This is a genomic window from Pseudomonas sp. 24 E 13, assembly GCF_900004715.1.
GTDB lineage: Bacteria > Pseudomonadota > Gammaproteobacteria > Pseudomonadales > Pseudomonadaceae > Aquipseudomonas > Aquipseudomonas orientalis_A.
Genome location: NZ_CVTO01000140.1, coordinates 57803 through 76423, shown reverse-complemented (window position 1 = coordinate 76423; position 18621 = coordinate 57803). Strand labels below are relative to the sequence as shown.

14 protein-coding genes and 1 pseudogene are annotated in these 18621 nt (G+C 61.0%); 8 read left to right on the top strand and 7 right to left on the bottom strand.

All coding sequences use genetic code 11. The features are described from left to right. Positions 1–127: pseudogene (locus BFP90_RS29280) on the bottom strand (hypothetical protein); the annotation flags it as partial. Between the two features lie 299 nt (positions 128–426). Further along, a complete protein-coding gene (uvrD, locus tag BFP90_RS18965; protein ID WP_065897700.1) occupies positions 427–2610 on the bottom strand; it encodes a DNA helicase II in 2184 nt (727 codons plus the stop codon). A 268-nt stretch (positions 2611–2878) separates the two neighbouring features. Between uvrD and BFP90_RS18960 the strand changes: the two genes are divergently transcribed. The 3 genes from BFP90_RS18960 to BFP90_RS27585 all read left to right on the top strand — a co-directional run bounded on the left by BFP90_RS18960 (position 2879) and on the right by BFP90_RS27585 (position 7215). Continuing rightward, a complete protein-coding gene (locus BFP90_RS18960; protein WP_065897699.1) occupies positions 2879–5752 on the top strand; it encodes an EAL domain-containing protein in 2874 nt (957 codons plus the stop codon). Between the two features lie 162 nt (positions 5753–5914). Beyond that, positions 5915–6781, top strand: a complete 867-nt coding sequence (gene hexR, locus BFP90_RS18955) for a transcriptional regulator HexR (protein ID WP_003177007.1) — start codon at positions 5915–5917, stop codon at positions 6779–6781. Between the two features lie 236 nt (positions 6782–7017). Beyond that, on the top strand, positions 7018–7215 hold the full coding sequence (locus BFP90_RS27585) for a PA3496 family putative envelope integrity protein (protein WP_083203275.1): 198 nt from the start codon (positions 7018–7020) through the stop codon (positions 7213–7215). On the opposite strand, the gene BFP90_RS18945 is transcribed toward BFP90_RS27585, so the two are convergent. Then, complete coding sequence (locus tag BFP90_RS18945; protein WP_065883843.1) at positions 7145–8119, bottom strand: LysR family transcriptional regulator; 975 nt, start codon at positions 8117–8119, stop codon at positions 7145–7147. The two genes, BFP90_RS27585 and BFP90_RS18945, sit on opposite strands and share 71 nt — an antisense overlap. A gap of 193 nt (positions 8120–8312) precedes the next feature. Here BFP90_RS18945 and BFP90_RS18940 point away from each other — a divergent pair, with 193 nt between their 5' ends. Both BFP90_RS18940 and oadA read left to right on the top strand, forming a co-directional pair. Next, positions 8313–9728: an acetyl-CoA carboxylase biotin carboxylase subunit gene (locus BFP90_RS18940; protein ID WP_003195732.1), complete on the top strand. Its 1416-nt coding sequence runs from the start codon at positions 8313–8315 to the stop codon at positions 9726–9728. A gap of 11 nt (positions 9729–9739) precedes the next feature. Then, complete coding sequence (gene oadA / locus BFP90_RS18935; protein ID WP_065893007.1) at positions 9740–11548, top strand: sodium-extruding oxaloacetate decarboxylase subunit alpha; 1809 nt, start codon at positions 9740–9742, stop codon at positions 11546–11548. Positions 11549–11615: 67 nt separating this feature from the next. On the opposite strand, the gene BFP90_RS18930 is transcribed toward oadA, so the two are convergent. Continuing rightward, entirely contained in the window at positions 11616–12572 is a 957-nt protein-coding gene (locus BFP90_RS18930) for a hypothetical protein (protein WP_141688987.1), read from the bottom strand. A gap of 124 nt (positions 12573–12696) precedes the next feature. Beyond that, on the bottom strand, positions 12697–13998 hold the full coding sequence (locus BFP90_RS18925; RefSeq protein ID WP_065893009.1) for an autotransporter outer membrane beta-barrel domain-containing protein: 1302 nt from the start codon (positions 13996–13998) through the stop codon (positions 12697–12699). Positions 13999–14308: 310 nt separating this feature from the next. Between BFP90_RS18925 and BFP90_RS18920 the strand changes: the two genes are divergently transcribed. Further along, positions 14309–15583, top strand: coding sequence for a type II toxin-antitoxin system HipA family toxin (locus BFP90_RS18920; RefSeq protein WP_256097485.1), 1275 nt, complete (start codon positions 14309–14311; stop codon positions 15581–15583). Continuing rightward, positions 15580–15858: a helix-turn-helix domain-containing protein gene (locus BFP90_RS18915; RefSeq protein WP_065893011.1), complete on the top strand. Its 279-nt coding sequence runs from the start codon at positions 15580–15582 to the stop codon at positions 15856–15858. The genes BFP90_RS18920 and BFP90_RS18915 overlap by 4 nt, the downstream gene beginning before the upstream one ends. Before the next feature lie 3 nt (positions 15859–15861). Here BFP90_RS18915 and BFP90_RS18910 read toward each other — a convergent pair whose 3' ends face one another. Both BFP90_RS18910 and BFP90_RS18905 read right to left on the bottom strand, forming a co-directional pair. Continuing rightward, positions 15862–16632, bottom strand: a complete 771-nt coding sequence (locus BFP90_RS18910; RefSeq protein ID WP_065893012.1) for an amino acid ABC transporter permease — start codon at positions 16630–16632, stop codon at positions 15862–15864. Further along, positions 16629–17450, bottom strand: coding sequence for an ABC transporter substrate-binding protein (locus BFP90_RS18905; protein WP_065883831.1), 822 nt, complete (start codon positions 17448–17450; stop codon positions 16629–16631). Before BFP90_RS18905 ends, BFP90_RS18910 begins: the two co-directional genes overlap by 4 nt. 114 nt (positions 17451–17564) lie before the next feature. Here BFP90_RS18905 and BFP90_RS18900 point away from each other — a divergent pair, with 114 nt between their 5' ends. Beyond that, positions 17565–18467: a homocysteine S-methyltransferase family protein gene (locus BFP90_RS18900; protein ID WP_065893013.1), complete on the top strand. Its 903-nt coding sequence runs from the start codon at positions 17565–17567 to the stop codon at positions 18465–18467. Positions 18468–18621: the final 154 nt, after the last annotated feature.

Genomic DNA, 18621 nt, shown 5'->3' with positions numbered 1-18621 from the left:
TCTGGCTGGTCTGGTGAGTCGGTGCCGAGCCCATGCTCTTGCCGCCACCGAAGCGTTTGGCGTTGGCGTCGAGGCTCATCGTCAAGCCGATGCACAACGCCATGGCGATGCTAAGAAAACGTTTCATAAAGGGAATTCCCATTTGTGGATTGCACGCGCGCCATGTTGCACAGGTGTAGTGACAGTGGCTAGCGACATAATGTTTCGGGCTTTTGCGTAGGACTGATTCGGAATGGTCTGTAGGAGTTATTACAGATATTGGCCCGCCCTTATTAAAAACAAGGGTGGGCCAAAAACCTTCATGTACAGATCGTTCCCACGCTCCGCGTGGTAACGCGTCCCGTGACACTCTGCGTCACTGCTTTGAGAGCGGACGCAGAGCGTCCCGGGCGGCATTCCCACGCAGAGCGTGGGAACGATCAGACTTCAGACAGCCTCAAGTTTGGCGTAGCCCATCATCAGCCACTTGCTGCCCTCGGCGAAGTTCACCTGCACGCGTGCCTGGGCGCCGGCGCCTTCGAAGTTGAGGATCACGCCTTCGCCGAAGATCGCGTGCCTGACCTGCTGGCCCAGGCTGAACGGTGTTTCCGGAATCTCGGAACCGGCAAACATGCTGCTGGAGTTCTGCTGCTGGCCGCCGCCGAACGGGCGGCTGACGCTGTTGGACAGGCGCACTTCCTGGATCAGCCCCTTCGGCACTTCACGTACGAAGCGCGACACCTTGTTGTAGGTCTCGCTGCCGTACAGGCGTCGGGTTTCGGCGTAGGTCATCACCAGGTTCTGCATGGCCCGGGTAATGCCCACGTAAGCCAGGCGACGTTCTTCTTCAAGACGGCCCGGCTCTTCCAGGCTCATCTTGTGCGGGAACAGGCCTTCTTCCATGCCCACCAGGAACACATACGGGAATTCCAGGCCCTTGGCACTGTGCAGGGTCATCAGCTGGATGCTGTCTTCATGTTCGTCAGCCTGGGCGTCCCCGGCCTCCAGCGAAGCATGGCCGAGGAAGGCGGCGAGCGGTGTAAGGTCTTCTTCGTTCTCGGCATTTTCGAACGCACGGGCGGCGCTGACCAGTTCCTCAAGGTTTTCTACCCGGGCCTGGCCTTTTTCGCCTTTTTCAGCCTCGTGGTAGGCGATCAGCCCGGATTGTTCGATCACGGTCTGGGTCATCAGATGCAGGGGCATTTCCGCGCATTTGGCCGCAAGGTTCTCGATCAGCTCGACAAACACACCCAAGGCACCGGCTGCGCGGCCCGTCAGGCCTTTATTGGCGATGAGCAGGCGCATGGCCTCCCACATCGACACATCGGCATGGCGGGCGTGTTCGCGAATGGCCTCGACGGTTTTTTCGCCGATGCCACGGGCCGGGATATTGATCACCCGCTCCAGCGCCGCGTCGTTGCCCCGACCTTCCAGCAAGCGCAGGTAGGCCATGGCGTTCTTGATTTCCGCACGCTCGAAGAAGCGCTGGCCACCGTAGATGCGATACGGGATGCGCTCGCGCAGCAAGGCTTCTTCCAATACCCGCGATTGGGCGTTGGAGCGGTAAAGAATGGCGATATCGCTGCGCGAAAGGCCGGTTTTCAATGCACCTTCGATGGTTTCCACCACGTAGCGCGCTTCATCGTGTTCGTTGAAGGCGGCGTACAGGTTGATCGCTTCGCCTTCGCCGCCGTCGGTCCACAGCTCTTTGCCCAGGCGCCCGGTGTTGTTGGCGATCAAGGCGTTGGCGGCCTTGAGAATCCCGGCGGTGGAGCGGTAGTTCTGCTCAAGGCGGATGGTCACCGCGTCCGGGAAGTCCTCGGAGTACTGATAGATGTTCTCGATTTTCGCGCCGCGCCAGCCGTAGATCGACTGGTCGTCGTCACCCACCACCATCAGGCTGTCGCCACCCTTGGCCAGCAGGCGCAACCAGGCGTACTGCACGGCGTTGGTGTCCTGGAACTCGTCCACCAGAACGTGCCGGAAACGCTTCTGGTAATGGGCCAGCAAGCCGGGGTTGTCGCGCCACAGGTCCAGGGCACGCAACAGCAGTTCGGAGAAGTCGATCACGCCGGCGCGTGCGCAGGCCGCCTCGTAAGCTTCATAGATGCTGCGCATGGTGGCCAGGAACAAATCGCCGCTGGCCTGGATATGCTGCGGACGCAGGCCTTCGTCTTTCTGGCCGTTGATAAACCACTGGGCCTGGCGCGCCGGCCAGCGTTGCTCGTCGAGGCCCAGCTCGCGGATCACGCGCTTGACCAGACGTTGCTGATCGTCGCTGTCGAGGATCTGGAATGTCTGGGCCAGCCCCGCTTCCTGCCAATGCGCCCGCAACAGGCGGTGTGCCAGGCCGTGGAAGGTGCCCACCCACATGCCGGCCGGGCTGATGCCCATCAGTTGCTCGATGCGATGGCGCATCTCGGCGGCAGCCTTGTTGGTGAACGTCACCGACAGGATGGAATGGGGCGACGCGTTCTCGACCTGGATCAACCAGGCGATACGGTGCACCAGCACTCGGGTTTTACCGGAGCCAGCACCGGCCAGGACCAACTGACGGCCAACGGGGGCCGCTACGGCCTGGCGTTGGGCATCGTTGAGGGAGTTCAGCAAAAGGGAGAGATCATCGCGCATCGGCGCATTCTAGGGTGCCGGGGGAAGACGGGCAAACCCCAATGCCAGGCGCCCGACGGAAAACCGCCTGCGGGCCAACATTCTGCGGAGCGCGGATGACCGGTCGGTCATGCGCCACAGCCCGCGTGGCGTCTCGTTCAAGCTGTCTGGAACAACGCTTTGCGCCCAACAGCCGGGCGCTTTTTATGATCTGGAGCAGTTTGGTCCGAGCGTTTGCTTGTGTATGCTCCGTCGACGTTTCGGGCTCACCATTATAAGAACACTGCCTATGACCTTTGACACTGACCTGTTCGGCCCTTCGGCGGCGCCTGCGCAGGTTATCCGCAAACATTACGCCACCCAGATGGCGGTGGAGCGGACACGCCTGTTGTATCAGGGCTCGTTGGTGCCAACCCTGCTGATGCTGGTCAATGGTTTGGTCTGCGCCTGGCTGTTGTGGAACCCCGCGCAATACCTGCTCGACAGCGCCTGGCTGGTCTGGTTGCTGGCGCTGGTGGCGATGCGGGTCATCCAGGTGGCGGCCTTTGAGTCGGCCATGCCCAGCCGCCAGGCCCAACCGGTCTGGCGCCGGATGTTCATGCTCGGCTCGGCGGTCAGCGGCCTGACCCTGTCGATCGCCGCCATCGCCCTGGTGCCCACCGACAGCTTCATGCAACAGGCCTGGGTGTTCGGCCTGATCGGCGCGGCAATGCTGTCGGCCAGCGTGGCGTATGCCGTGAGCCTCTGGGCCTTTTTGTCCTTCGCCTTGCCGTGCCTGGTGCCGATCATCGCGTACCTGTTCTGCAACGGCACCTCGCAGCAACAGGGCTGGGGCGTGCTCGGTGTGATCCTGCTGGCGTCGTTGAGCGTGGTGGCGTGGCAGGTCAACCGCCTGATCCAGCGCGGGCTGTTGCGACGTTTCCAGAACCAGGCCTTGATCGAGCATTTGCAGCAGGCCCGGCGCCGCAGCGAGCAGTTGAACCAGGCGCTGATGCGCGAAGTCGAGCAGCGTCGCCAGGTCGAACAGGACTTGCGTGACGCCCAGGCCGGCCTGCAAGACCGTATGGCCCTGCGCGGCCAGGAACTGGACGCCGCCAGCCTCGCCCTGAACAAAAGCGAGGCGCGCCTGGCCATGGCGCTGCAAGCCAGTGAGCTGGGCCTGTGGGACTGGAATCTGCAAACCGATGAGGTGCACCACACCCACCTCAAGGAGCTGTTCGGCCTGGAACCCGAGTACGTCACCGCGATGCTCAGTCATCTCAAGCCGCGCCTGCACCCCGACGACCTGCCGCTGCTCAAGCACGCGCTGGTGGAGCACCTCAAGGGCCGCAGCGAGGATTATCAGGTCGAATACCGGATACGCCATGGCGACGGGCACTGGGTGTGGATCGAGGACCGTGGGCGTGCGGTAGAGCGTTCGCCTGGTGGGCGAGTGATCCGCATGCTCGGCACGCGGCGCGACATCAGTGCCGGCAAGGCCCTGGAAGAACAGCAACGGCTTGCTTCGACGGTGTTCGAGGCCGCCAGCGAAGGCATCGTGATTCTCGACCCCAACTACGTGCTGATCGCGGTCAACCAGGCGTTCAGCCGCGTCACCGGTTTTGACATCGACGACATGCTCGGGCGCAATGTCGTGGAGTTACCCTGCAGTCGCGATGCCCGGCGGCACTTCCCGGTGATTCGCCAGGCACTGCTCAGCCACGGCACCTGGCAGGGCGAACTGGTGGAGACGCGCAAGAACGGCGAGCTGTACCCGCAGTGGCTGCACCTGAGCGTGGTGCGCGATGCTCGCGGCAATGTCAGTCATATCGTCGGCTTTTTCGCCGATCTGTCCGCGCGGCGCGAATCCGAGGAGCGCATGCGCTACCTCACTCATTACGATGAGCTGACGGGCCTGGCCAATCGTTCGCTGTTTCGCGAGCGGCTGCGCGAAGCGCATCAGCGCGTGCGTCAGGGTGGGCGCAGCCTGGCCCTGCTGCACATCAACCTCGACCGTTTCAAGCTGCTCAATGACAGCCTGGGCCATGAAGTGGCCGACCAGCTATTGCAGAAGATGGCACGGCGGCTGATCAACGCACTGCCGGAAGCCGACACCATTGCCCGCCTGTCCGGTGACGAATTCGCGGTGCTGTTCGATGCCTATGGCAACTTGTCGAGCCTGGCGCGCGTGGCGACCCGGCTCTTGGCAAAGCTGCGCGTGCCGGTGACAGTGGAGGGCCATGAGCTGGTGGTCAGCGCCTCCATGGGCGTCAGCCTGCTGCCGGATAATGCGCGGGAAATTTCTGCGCTGGTCAGCCAATCGAATATGGCGATGCAGCACGCCAAGCACCTGGGGGGGAATAATTTCCAGTTCTACACCGACAGCCTGCAAGCCAGCACCCTGGAGCGCCTGCAGCTGGAAAACCATCTGCGCAAGGCCATCGACGAAGGCCAGCTCACGGTGTTCTACCAACCCAAACTGTGCCTGGCCACCGGCAAGCTCAATGCGGTGGAGGCCCTGGTGCGCTGGGAACACCCGCAATGGGGCCTGGTGCCGCCGGGGGACTTTATCGGGCTGGCCGAAGAAACCGGCCTGATCGTGCCGTTGGGCGAGGCGGTGTTGCGCAAGGCCTGCTGGCAGGCCTGTGAGTGGCAGCGTCAGGGGCTGGCGCCGATTCGCGTGTCGGTGAACCTGTCGGTGCATCAGTTGCGCCAGGGCAAGCTGGTCAGCCTGGTGCGCCAGGTGCTGGAAGAGACCGGGCTGGACCCGCAATACCTCGAGTTGGAACTGACCGAAAGTCAGCTGCTCGACAGTGTCGAGCACATCATCACGACCTTCCGGCAGTTGCGCGAGCTGGGTGTGAAGTTGGCCATCGACGATTTCGGTACCGGCTATTCATCCCTCAGCTACCTCAAGCGTATTCCGGTGGACTACGTGAAGATCGACCAGACCTTTATCCGCGGGCTTGGCCAGGGGCGTGAGGACGCCGCCATCACCCGGGCGATCATTGCCATGGCCCACGGGTTGGCGCTCAAAGTGGTGGCCGAAGGCGTGGAAGATCAGCAGCAACTGGATTTCCTGCGAAGCGAGGGGTGCGACGAGGTGCAGGGCTATCTGATCAGCCGACCGATGCACCCCGAGGGGCTGGTAGATTTGTTACGGCAAAATCCGGAATTTCCTTAATGACTCGGGGGCAGCCCCTGTGGCTACAAAGCCTCTACCCTTAATTTCAGTGGGGGGCAGGGCGATTTAGTGCTGCATCAGGCGGGCAAAACGGCAATTCTTGTAGTATAACTACAAGCTTGCTACATCCCTGGCGTCTGCCAATAACAAGAGTCCTGCCCTTTGAACCTGTTGCAACATATCGCCCAGTCGCGCCACCTGTTACGCAAATCGGAACTCAAGGTTGCCGATCATGTGCTGCTTGACCCTGCGGCTGTGATGCACAGTTCCATGGCTGATCTGGCCCACAGCGTGGGCATCAGCGAGCCGACCATCGTGCGCTTCTGCCGCGCCATCGGTTGCTCCGGGTTTCAGGATTTGAAACTCAAGTTGGCGCAAAGCCTGGCTGCCGGGGCGAGCTTCGGCCAGTTTGCGATCCATGAAGACGACTCCGTCGCCGACTACAGCCTGAAAATCTTCGACACCACGTTGCATACGCTGATGGAAGTGCGCGAGAAGCTCGACCCGGTGGAGCTGCAAAAGGCCGTGACCGCGATGTCCCAGGCCCAGCGCGTGGAGTTCTACGGCTTTGGTGCTTCCGGTGCGGTGGCGGCCGACGCCCAGCATAAGTTTTTCCGCCTGCTGCTCACGGCGGCGGCCTACAGCGACCCGCACATGCAGGCGATGTCGGCGGTGACCTTGAAGCCCACCGACGTGGCCATCTGTATTTCCCAGTCCGGTCGCTCCAAAGACCTGCTCATCACCGCCAACCTGGTGCGTGAAAGCGGCGCGTCGCTGATCACCCTGTGCCCGAGCCAGACGCCATTGGCGGAGCTGTCTACGGTGAACTTGGCGATCGACGTGCATGAAGACACCGAGATCTACACGCCGCTGACCTCGCGCATTGCTCATCTGGTGGTGATCGACGTTTTGGCGATGGGGGTTGCCATGGCCCGCGGACCGAGCCTGGTCAACCACCTCAAGAGCGTGAAGCGCAGTTTGCGCAGCCTGCGACTGTCGCCCAAGTCGGTCAAAGCCCTCGACGACTGAACTGTACACAGATCCAAAATGTAGGAGCGAGCTTGCTCGCGAAAAACGTCAACGATAACGCGTGCTTTCTGAATGAACGCGGTGCCTGTGAATTTTTCGCGAGCAAGCTCGCTCCTACAGAGGGCACTAGGGCAAGCCCCCTTTTTGTGTGTCCAGAATCTTCATCGCACTGTCATCGCCCCGTCATCCCTCGCACCCATCCTGTACTCCCCGCACTCGCATTGGGAGACTCCAAAATGGCCCGGACCTACGAAGACAGCAACAGCACCGTCAAGACCCGTCGTCAGCAGGAAGACCAGCGCCGCATGGCGTTCCGTCGCGCAATCGAAGACCGCTGTGACCAGCGCCAGCTGCTGCAGAGCATCAGTGACTACCCGGAACTGCATTGGCAGGCGCCCTTGGCTGCCCAGCGAAGCGCTCAGCCAGGGCGCTGATCTGTACCCGTTCGCTGCGGATAAAGCCCAGGAACGCATGGGCCACCGGTGACAGCCGCTTGGCTTTGGCTTGCACCAGGCACCAACTGCGGTACAGCGGCAGTTCTTCCACCGCCAGCTCCTTGAGCCCGCCGGTGGCCAGTTCCAGGTTCAAGGCGTGGCGCGTCAGCAGGGCCACGCCTAAACCGGCGACCACGCACTCACGCTGCGCCTCGGCCGAGGCCACTTCCACGGTCTGGGTGAAGTGCACGCGTTTTTCCTTGAAGTACTCTTCGCACGCCAGGCGTGTGCCGGAACCCGGTTCGCGGATGAGCAGGGTGTAGGGTTCCAGGTCCTGCAGGCGTAGCGGCCCTTTCAGGCTCAACGGATGATCCGGCAGCGCCACGGCGACGATCGGGTTATTCAGGAACGGCAGGAATTCCAGGCCCATGTCCTGGGGCACCATGGACATGATCACCAGGTCGTCGCGGTTGTCCGAGAGCCGGCGGATCACCTGGGCGCGATTGACCACAGTCAGGTGCAATTGCACCTCCGGGTGCTGGCGCTTGAAGGCGGCGAACAGGTGCGGCACGAAGTATTTGGCGCTGGACTCCACCGCCAGCTTCAATTGGCCCTGCAGTGAGCCCTGCATGTCCGAGAGCTGCATATCGAGGTTTTCCAGGCGGCCGAAAATATCCCGGCTGGCCCGTTGCAGGGCTTCGGCGGCCTCGGTCATGTAGAGCTTTTTGCCGACATAGTCGAACAGCGGCTGGCCGATCAGCTCTTCGAGCTGGCGAATTTGCAGGCTGACGGCCGGTTGAGTCAGGGACATTTCCTCGGCTGCACGGCTGTAGGAGCGCAAATCACACACTTCATTGAAAATCTGCAACTGACGCAATGTCATACGCATCAATGACTTACGCATTAGATAGTTCCCCGCTCAGCAATCATCCCGCCAACTATAAGTCTTTACTTATACACAACCCAATAATTATTGATTTTTGTTAATCCATCCGTGCGCTTAGTGTGTGTCTCGCGACTGTCATGAAACATTTGGTCACGCGCTGACCTTGCTACTAAGGTCAAAGACGCAGCAATCGGCTCAAGGGAATTTCCAAGTGATAAAAAAGATCCTGATCGCCAACCGTGGTGAAATTGCCGTACGAATCGTGCGTGCCTGCGCCGAGATGGGCATTCGCTCGGTCGCGGTTTATTCGGACGCCGACCGCCACGCGTTGCACGTCAAGCGTGCCGACGAAGCCCACAGCATCGGGGCCGAGCCCCTGGCCGGTTACCTGAACCCGCGCAAGCTGGTGAACCTGGCCGTGGAAACCGGCTGCGATGCACTGCACCCCGGCTACGGTTTCCTGTCGGAAAACGCCGAGCTGGCGGACATATGTGCCGAACGCGGGATCAAATTCATCGGCCCGTCCGCCGAAGTCATCCGCCGCATGGGCGACAAGACCGAAGCGCGGCGCAGCATGATCAAGGCCGGTGTGCCGGTCACGCCGGGCACCGAAGGCAACGTCGCCGACATCCATGAAGCCCTCACCGAAGGCGACCGTATCGGTTACCCGGTGATGCTCAAGGCCACCTCCGGTGGTGGCGGTCGTGGTATTCGCCGTTGCAACAGCCGCGAAGAACTCGAACAAGCCTTCCCCCGGGTGATTTCCGAAGCCACCAAGGCGTTCGGTTCGGCGGAAGTGTTTCTGGAAAAGTGCATCGTCAATCCCAAGCACATCGAGGCGCAGATCCTCGGTGACAGCTTTGGCAACGTGGTGCACCTGTTCGAGCGTGATTGCTCGATCCAGCGCCGCAACCAGAAGCTCATTGAAATCGCCCCCAGCCCGCAGCTGACCCCGGAACAGCGCGCCTACATCGGCGACCTGTCGGTACGCGCGGCCAAGGCTGTGGGCTACGAGAACGCCGGCACCGTGGAGTTCCTGCTCGCCGAGGGCGAGGTGTACTTCATGGAGATGAACACCCGGGTGCAGGTGGAACACACCATCACCGAGGAAATCACCGGGATCGACATCGTCCGCGAGCAGATTCGTATCGCCTCGGGCCTGCCGCTGTCGGTGAAACAGGAAGATATCCAGCACCGAGGTTTTGCGTTGCAGTTCCGCATCAACGCCGAAGACCCGAAGAACAACTTCCTGCCCAGCTTCGGCAAGATCACCCGTTACTACGCCCCCGGCGGCCCCGGTGTGCGTACCGACACGGCGATCTACACCGGCTACACCATCCCGCCGTTCTACGACTCCATGTGCCTGAAACTGGTGGTGTGGGCGTTGACCTGGGAAGAAGCCATGGACCGCGGCCTGCGCGCCCTGGACGACATGCGCCTGCAAGGCGTGAAGACCACCGCCGCCTATTACCAGGAAATCCTGCGCAACCCGGAATTCCGCAGCGGCCAGTTCAATACCAGCTTCGTGGAAAGCCACCCTGAGCTGACCAACTACTCGATCAAGCGCAAACCCGAAGAGCTGGCCCTGGCCATCGCCGCCGCCATCGCCGCCCACGCAGGCCTGTGAGGAATATAACAATGAGCAAAAAGATCTTCGTAACCGACACCATCCTGCGCGACGCTCACCAATCGTTGCTGGCGACCCGCATGCGCACCGATGACATGCTGCCGATCTGCGACAAGCTCGACAAAGTCGGCTACTGGTCTCTGGAAGTCTGGGGCGGTGCCACCTTTGACGCTTGCGTACGGTTCCTCAAAGAAGACCCGTGGGAGCGCCTGCGCCAACTGCGCGCCGCGTTGCCCAACACGCGCCTGCAAATGCTGCTGCGCGGCCAGAACCTGCTGGGCTACCGCCACTACAGCGACGATGTGGTCAAAGCCTTTGTCGCCAAGGCCGCGGTCAACGGGATCGATGTGTTCCGTATCTTCGATGCGATGAACGACGTACGAAACCTGCGCGTGGCCATTGAAGCGGTCAAGGCCGCCGGCAAGCACGCCCAGGGCACCATCGCCTACACCACCAGCCCGGTGCACACTGTCGACGCCTTCGTGGCCCAGGCCAAGCAATTGGAGTCCATGGGCTGTGACTCGATCGCGATCAAGGACATGGCCGGCCTGCTGACCCCTTACGCCACCGGCGAACTGGTCAAGGCGCTCAAAGCCGAGCAGAACCTGCCGATCTTTATCCACTCCCACGACACCGCCGGCCTGGCCGCGATGTGCCAGCTCAAGGCCATCGAAAACGGTGCCGACCATATCGACACCGCCATCTCCAGCTTCGCCTGGGGCACCAGCCACCCGGGCACCGAGTCGATGGTCGCGGCCCTCAAAGGCAGCGAGTTCGACACCGGCCTCGATCTGGAACTGCTGCAGGAAATCGGCCTGTACTTCTACGCCGTGCGCAAGAAATACCACCAGTTTGAAAGCGAGTTCACTGCCGTCGACACCCGCGTGCAAGTCAACCAGGTACCGGGTGGGATGATTTCCAACCTGGCCAACCAGTTGAAAGAGCAGGGCGCCCTGAACCGTATGAGCGAAGTGCTGGCCGAAATCCCGCGCGTGCGTGAAGACCTCGGCTTCCCGCCGCTGGTCACGCCCACGTCGCAGATCGTCGGCACCCAGGCGTTCTTCAACGTGCTCGCCGGTGAGCGCTACAAGACCATCACCAACGAAGTGAAGCTCTACCTGCAGGGTGGCTACGGCAAGGCCCCGGGCACGGTGAACGAAAAGCTGCGCCGTCAGGCCATCGGCAGCGAAGAGGTCATCGACGTTCGCCCGGCTGATTTGCTCAAGCCGGAAATGACCAAGCTGCGCGGTGAAATCGGCGCGTTGGCCAAGTCCGAAGAAGACGTGCTGACCTACGCCATGTTCCCGGATATCGGGCGCAAATTCCTCGAAGAACGCGACGCCGGCACCCTGGCCCCTGAGGTGCTGCTGCCGATTCCGGAAGCCGGCGGAGTCGCCCGTGCCAGCGGCGAAGGCGTGCCGACCGAGTTCGTCATCGACGTGCACGGCGAAAGCTACCGCGTGGATATCACCGGGGTGGGCGTGAAGGCCGAAGGCAAGCGCCACTTTTACCTGTCCATCGACGGCATGCCGGAAGAAGTGGTGTTCGAACCGCTCAACGAATTCGTCAGCAGCGGCGGCAGCAAGCGCAAGCACGCTACCGAACCGGGCCATGTCAGCACGGCGATGCCGGGCAATATCGTCGATGTGCTGGTCAAGGAGGGCGACGTGGTCAAGGCCGGCCAGGCCGTGTTGATCACTGAAGCCATGAAAATGGAAACCGAAGTCCAGGCCGCCATTGCCGGCAAGGTGTCCGCCGTTCATGTGGCCAAGGGCGACCGGGTCAACCCGGGTGAGATCCTGATTGAGATCGAAGGCTGAATCCAGCCTTCGACGTGACCGCTTAATCCTCGGGGGGGCAGGTGCCCTCCTTTTTTTTGCCCGAGATTCAGGCCTCGGCGGCAGGCTTTTGGTGCTTGAAGCTGACAAAGACGCCGGTGGCTGTGTAGATCAGTTCCGGGGTCAGGGTTGCAAGGTGACTGGTGACCCGCTCGAAACGGCCTTCAATCTGTGCGGCGTCGACGACACGTAGTTGGCGGTTGAGCAGTTCATCATGTTCATGCTCTATCTGGATATTCAGCGTCGCGCCCGCGAGGCTGGCACGGTTGCCGACTTTCAGGGTGCTGTGTGCTTCGCCCTGGCCCACCTTGAAAACCAGGGTCGAACCCGCTGCCATGTTCAGGTCGCGTTTGATTCGATCTTGGTTTTTCAAGACCGGGTCGAGCAACAGCGTGCCGGCGACGTCGAGTTCGTTCACCGTGCCTCCGGCATAGGTAGCACCCTGTTCAACCGTGACCGTGCCGCCGATGCGGTTCTGGTTGATCAAGGTGGCGCCGCTCTGAACCCGGCCGCGCTGGTTGGCCTCCAGTGCGCCGGTCAGGGTCCAGGTGCCTGCATTGACGTCCAGATGCTGAAACTGGCGGGCGCCGTTGAACGTGCCGCCCTCGATATCTTCGAGGATGACCTGGTTGGTACCGCTGCCGCCGTCCACCTCGCCCCTGAATCGGGCCTGGCCGCGCACAATCAACACGTCGTTGCCCCCGCCCATGTCCAGGGCAATGCCGTTGCCCCCGCTGATCAGGCCGTTATTGACGACCCTGTCGTTGAAGTTGCCTAGCAGGTTCACCCCATAGCCGTTGCGACCTCTGATGGTGCCATTGTTGACCAGCAACGTGCTGCCAACGTCAGGCCCAGCGCTCCCGTTATCGACCAGCACGCCATATTGCTTGCCGCTGATGAGGCCGTGATTATAGATGTCGTCGCCGGCCTCCACCTGCACGGTCGCCGACACTGGATAGAACGCTTGAGAGGGATAGACTGCGGACTGGGTGGGTACTTGCGACATTGGATTTCGACCTCACGTGTGCTGGAGGTCGAAAACTAACGCAAGGAAAAGCTCGTTGCTGTCGGCGGTAGCACCGAGGATTGTGAGAGGGTTCGCTATTGAAGTGGACGCTTACGACGCTCGGTTAAAAGCTCATCGTCCATTGCCCCTTGACGCCTTGATTGCGGCTATGGGTACCCGCCTGGCCGCTGTAGCTCAGGCCCAGCGTGTGTTGGCTGGACAAGGCCAGGTCTACGCCGGCGTTCACGTCCAGGCTGTCGCGATCCAGTGACGTACCCGTGATGGTAAAGCCGTCCAGTGCCACTGGAACGTTGCGATAGGATTGGCGCACCTGGCTGTCGACTGCGCCGTAGAGATGTTTCCAGCCGGTGCTGAGGTGGGGTGTCAGGCTGACCTGATTATCGAACCGGTACACCGTCGCCAGGCGCAGACCCACCGTACTGCTCAGGTTCTGCTGGGTCTGCGCGCCGACGTTGAGCGCGGTCAGGCCACCGCTTTCCTTGAAACTGTCGCGGTGATAACGCTGGTAGCCAAGGCCGACGAAGGGCTCGACGCGCAAGTCCTGGCTGCCCAATTGATAGCCCAGTTCCGAGAACAGCGTTTGGCTTTGGGCATCGTAATGAGACTTGAGCTGATCCTTGTAATCGAGCAGATTGACGTTGCGCCGGTTGGTCCCGGCGTGGCTGCTGTAGATCGCACCCAGGCGCAGGGCCAGCGGTCCGTCCTGGCGCACGGCGTAGGCACCCAGATGCAAACTGTCCAGCTCGGCGGAAAAGCGCTGGGCGTCAAGATTACTCGTGGACTTGGCACCCATCACCCCCACACGCCAGGCGTGGTCGACCGCCCAGTCGGCTCCCAGCAACAGCCCACGGGTGCGGTGCTTCAGGCCGGCGCTGCCGCTGCGTGAATCGAGGTGGCCGTCGTTGCCCAGGCCCTGCACCCAAACGTGATTATTCTCGTCGGCAGGCAAGGCGCGCAGGGTCGAGAGTAATTGGTTGCTGATCTGGCCGGTGACGGCGTGGCTGGCGGTGGCCAGGTTAGCGTTTTGGCTGCCGGCCAATTGTTCAAGGGCTGCGCCGATCCCGCCGGGCTGTGCGGCCAGTGCTTCATTTGCTTTCTGCAGGTCCTTTATCTCTTCCGAGGTCAGCTCCCCGGAGGTCAGCAAATCAAGCAGAGCGGGCTCCAGCACCTTGGCGACCTGCACGCCGTTGTAGGACGTGGCTTGTCCAATGAGGTAACCGGCGTAGGGCGGCGGGGAAGGTGGCGTATCGAACTCGGGTTCGAAGGCCCACTCAGTCTCGGCCGAATCGTAAGGCTGATGAAAAAACGGCCTGTATTCAATATCGCCGCGTGCTTGCGCGGGTTGAACACTGATGGCCACTGCAAGGCTGATGAACGCAGCGATTCTGGAGGGTATAAAAGACATGAATTCCCGACCTCTGATGAATGAGGCGGGGAATGTAGCGAGGTCGTCGAGGGATAACTGTCAGGCCACTGACCGCTGGTTTGCGGGAGTTGTCCTTAGTGGGGTGCGATTAAAAGCTCATCCGCCATTGGCTGGTCATGGCGTATTTAAATTGCATTTTAATGCGTAAATTATCAGTTTCGAACGTTCTGGATGCACTATATTGCGTTAATAACGCCTCGAACCCTTCAGAAGGTGCATTAAATTGCAGACTGGCCGCGCCTACTCGTTGATATTGCAGATTTTTACCGCTGGGTACTGGCGTGACGCAATGCGCCTGGAGTTTCCCGAGCCGCAAAAGGGTTTTGCCGGGCCTTGCAGGTTCCATTATCGACAGGATTACCTTGTCGATAATCTTGACGACATCCAACGGCCTTTCCACACCTGCGTCAGTGCACGGTTTCCACTGGAGTGGGACGTTTCAGTGCTCAAATCAGCACCTGCCTTTTTGCACGATATTGCGCCAGCCGGTTCTGCCAAACGGTTTTTAATGCAGCGCACGGGTCGTGAGAAACCGCAGGGGGTTGATGATGATTTGTTTTTGCTTGGGCGCAGCACACCGGCTCCGATCGGAAATATGCGTATCAAGGAGTCCGTGCTGGCTCTGGACGGCGAGGTACCGATGGGTTTTTCACGACATGACGTGACCAGCCGCAACAGCGGTTTTCTTGAATATGCCTATGAGCAGGGCGCTGCAATAGGCGGTGCTACCGGCGCCGGCGGCGAAGCACCCAAGCTGTTGATGAGCCAGGGCGCGGACGGCCTGCTGTATCCTGACGCCATCCTGAATGACGACGACGTCGCTCAGCATTGGTTCATCAAGTTCCCGCGCAACCAGGCCACTCAGAACGATCAGGACATCCTGAGAAGTGAATACCACTATTACAAGGCACTTCATGCGCTTGGAATCGAGACTGTAGCCGCCGAAGGATTGGCCTTGGAAGAGGCTACAAAGCCGAGTCTGTGGGTGCATCGTTTTGACCGCAGACTGGGCGAAAATGGTGTTGAAAGGCTGGCAGTCGAGTCGATCTATTCGCTGGCCGGAGTGACCACTCCCGGCAGCTACATGGATCATTCGGACGTCGTGAGACTGCTGGTCGAGCAATGGCGAGCCGCAGGGCAAGAGGGTCAGGTTGCCGATCTGGTTGCAGAGTACCTGCGCCGAGACCTGCTGAATAAGGTATTGGGCAACTCGGACAACCATGGGCGAAATACGTCGATTATCCGAGAGCCTAAAGCGCTGAGACTGGCGCCTATTTATGACTTGGCGCCCATGGTCATGGACGCAGAGGCTGTCACGCGAACCACCAAGTGGCCTAAAGCATTGGAAAAAGCGGGAGATATCAATTGGAAAGGCGTCTGCGAGGCCCTTTCCGACATTGTTGATCCCGAGCAAAGCTTTGAACGGTTGCGACAAGCAGCGCAGCAGCTGCGTGCATTACCGGATCTTCTGGCTGCAAGCGGCCTGCCCGCTGTGACGCTGAATCATCCCAGCATCCCACTTGGAAAACTGGACCTGCGCCTGAAGCAATGGGGGCTGCGATGACGGTCTCACTGGATGCTCGTGCCTTGTTGATTGAAAGTGTTGAGCACGGCTTGGCTGATGGTTCGCTCGAACTGGGCGACGCCGTGCGTCGCTTGCGCACCGAAGTGACGGGCCTGCACCAAAGCCAGTTCGCCAGGATGTGCAAAATCTCCGTTCGCACCTTGGTGCATATCGAGCACGGCGAGGGCAACCAAACCCTGAAATCGCTGAATGCGGTGCTCCGTCCCTTCGGTTTGCAGATGGGTGTGGTCAAAGTGCGACGCAAGGGGTTCTAAGCGTCAACCGCGGCGCACATACCCCTTGCCGAAATGTCGCTCCATGCGCGCCTGGATCAGCTCCAGCCCGAGGGACATTACCCAGTAAATGATCGCCGCCGTGGTGAGCATCTCGATGTAGCGGTAGCTCGAGCGGCCGTAGGACTGCGCCAGGAACATCACTTCCCACACGCCCATCACCGAGATCAGCGACGAGTCCTTGAGCATCGAGATGAACTGGTTGGTGGCCGGCGGGATGATGGTGCGCATGGCCTGGGGCAGGGTGACATGCCAGAAGATCGCCCGGTCACGCATGCCCAGGGCCAACGCCGCTTCCCGTTGGCCATGGGGCACGCCGAGGATGCCGGCGCGGAAAATCTCGCTCAGGTAGGCGCCGTAGTTCAGCGATAAGGCGATGATGCCGGCGACGATCGCGCCCGGCACCAGGCCCAGTTGCGGCAAGCCCAGGTAAATCAGCAGGATCTGGATCAGCAACGGCGTGCCGCGAAAGAACGAGGCGTAGAAACTGGCAATGCCAAACGCCACCGCGCTTTTCGACAGGCGCCCCAGGGCGGTGACAAACCCCAATATCGACGACGCAACGATGGCGCACAGGCACAAAAACAGCGTCAGCGCCGCGCCTTGCAGGAAGCCATTGGGCGCAAGGTGCAGGCCGACCAGGTTGGGCAGCTTGTCGAGGATGATCGAGAACTTCAGGTCAAAGCTCAGGAAGAAACTCGCAAACAGCGCGAGCAGCGCCGCCCAGGTCAGGTAAAGCCGTATACGAAAGCTCATCGGCTGATATCGGCGCCGATCCATTTTTGCGACAGCTTGCTCAACGTGCCGTCCTGTTTGAGCTGGGCGAAGACCTCACGCACTTTGCTGTCCCACTGCGCGTCGCCTTTTTCGATGGCCACCGAGTTGGGCTCCGAATACAGCGGCTCGCCTGCCAGCTTGAAGCGCTTGTCCTGGGTCAGGCGCGGCTGCGCGGTGACCAAGTTGGTGAGGATCGCATCCAGGCGCACGCCCGCGCCCAGTCCGAGGTCCTGGAATGCCACGTTGTCGGTGTCGTACGGGGCAATCTGCACATCCTCGAACGGGTACTGCAACTGCGTGTCCTCGGCGCCTTCGATCACCAGGTTCTTGTTCAGGTAGCTTTCATAGCTGGAGGCGCTGGTGAGGCCGACTTTCTTGCCGCTCAGGTCTTTGGCTGCATGGATGCGATCATCCTTGGCATTGACCACGATGACGGCGGGCGAGGCGTAGTACTCCACCGGGAAATCGAACACCTCGGCGCGTGCCTTGCTCGGGGTCATGGAGCAGATGCAAATGTCGTAGCGCCCGCTCCAGCGGCCGGCGGCAATGACGTCCCATGAAGGCGTTTCCAGGCGCAGCTTGACCCCAAGCTTTTGCGCCACGGCCTTGGCCACATCCACGTCGAAGCCGTCGAGCTGGTTCTGCTCGTTGAGGAATGAAAACGGCGGATAGCTTTCCATCAGCACCCCGACCAGCTCTTTCTTCTGCTCGATACGGTCCAGGGTGGCACCGCCAAAGGCTTGGGTTGAAGCGGCCAACATCGTCAGGCCCAGGGCCAACAGCGGTCGTAATTTCAAAATCGAGCACCTGAATAAAAAAGAGGTTGTTATTAACCGAACGGTACGCATTAAATAGTTATAAGAACGACTCTCATAGTGAGTTATTTTCATAAGCATATGAGTAAAAAGCATATGGGTACAACAAACACCGTAATTCTCGATGGCGGCATGGGCCGTGAACTGCAACGCCGTGGCGCGCCGTTCCGCCAGCCGGAATGGTCGGCGCTGGCCCTGAGCGAGGCGCCGCAAGCGGTAGAGGCGGTGCACACGGCCTATATCGACAGCGGTGCCGACGTGATTACCAGCAACAGCTACGCGGTGGTGCCGTTTCATATCGGCGAAGCGCGGTTCGCGCAGGAGGGCCAGGCGCTGGCCGCATTGGCTGGTGAGTTGGCGCGACGGGCGGTGAAGGCCTCGGGCAAGTCGGTGCGCGTCGCCGGTTCATTGCCACCGTTGTTTGGCTCCTATCGGCCCGACCTGTTCCTGCCTGAGCGGGTCAGCGAATTGCTGACACCGCTGGTGCAGGGATTGGCGCCTCACGTTGACCTGTGGCTGGCGGAAACCCAAAGCTCCATCGTTGAAGCGCAAGCGATTCATGCCGGCCTGCCGCAGGATGGCAAGCCGTTCTGGCTGTCGTTTACCTTGAAAGATGAGGATACCGATGAGGTGCCGCGCCTGCGTTCCGGCGAGCCGGTGGCGGAGGCCGCCGAGGCGGCGGCGCAGTTGGGCGTGCAGGTGTTGCTGTTCAACTGCAGCCAGCCCGAAGTGATCGGCGCGGCGATCGATGCGGCGCGGGCAACCTTCGAGCGATTGGGCGTTGCCATTCAGATCGGCGCCTACGCCAATGCCTTCCCGCCGCAACCCAAGGAAGCCACGGCCAACGATGGCCTGGACCCGTTGCGCGACGATCTCGACCCGCCGGGTTACCTGCACTGGGCGGCGGATTGGCAGGCGCGCGGCGCCAGTCATCTGGGCGGTTGCTGCGGGATCGGGCCGGAGCATATTGCGGTGTTGGCCGAGCGCCTTTCCAACTGATTCACCGCAGATCAAAACTGTGGGAGGGTGCTTGCCCCCGATGGCCATGGGTATCTACACAACTCTGTAGCGCCCAACCGTAATGTAACCACGATGCGAAGCGAGTCGCTCTTGATCTTGATCTTAGGCGCCCCGTTAAACCACGCTGGCCGAA

Bases quoted from the DNA above. Each gene is read 5' to 3' on its own strand.
- uvrD (WP_065897700.1), bottom strand. From the start codon at position 2,610: ATGCGCGATGATCTCTCCCTTTTGCTGAACTCCCTCAACGATGCCCAA.
- BFP90_RS18960 (WP_065897699.1), top strand. From the start codon at position 2,879: ATGACCTTTGACACTGACCTGTTCGGCCCTTCGGCGGCGCCTGCGCAG.
- BFP90_RS27585 (WP_083203275.1), top strand. From the start codon at position 7,018: ATGGCCCGGACCTACGAAGACAGCAACAGCACCGTCAAGACCCGTCGT.
- BFP90_RS18945 (WP_065883843.1), bottom strand. From the start codon at position 8,119: ATGCGTAAGTCATTGATGCGTATGACATTGCGTCAGTTGCAGATTTTC.
- oadA (WP_065893007.1), top strand. From the start codon at position 9,740: ATGAGCAAAAAGATCTTCGTAACCGACACCATCCTGCGCGACGCTCAC.
- BFP90_RS18930 (WP_141688987.1), bottom strand. From the start codon at position 12,572: ATGTCGCAAGTACCCACCCAGTCCGCAGTCTATCCCTCTCAAGCGTTC.
- BFP90_RS18925 (WP_065893009.1), bottom strand. From the start codon at position 13,998: ATGTCTTTTATACCCTCCAGAATCGCTGCGTTCATCAGCCTTGCAGTG.
- BFP90_RS18920 (WP_256097485.1), top strand. From the start codon at position 14,309: ATGCGCCTGGAGTTTCCCGAGCCGCAAAAGGGTTTTGCCGGGCCTTGC.
- BFP90_RS18915 (WP_065893011.1), top strand. From the start codon at position 15,580: ATGACGGTCTCACTGGATGCTCGTGCCTTGTTGATTGAAAGTGTTGAG.
- BFP90_RS18910 (WP_065893012.1), bottom strand. From the start codon at position 16,632: ATGAGCTTTCGTATACGGCTTTACCTGACCTGGGCGGCGCTGCTCGCG.
- BFP90_RS18900 (WP_065893013.1), top strand. From the start codon at position 17,565: ATGGGTACAACAAACACCGTAATTCTCGATGGCGGCATGGGCCGTGAA.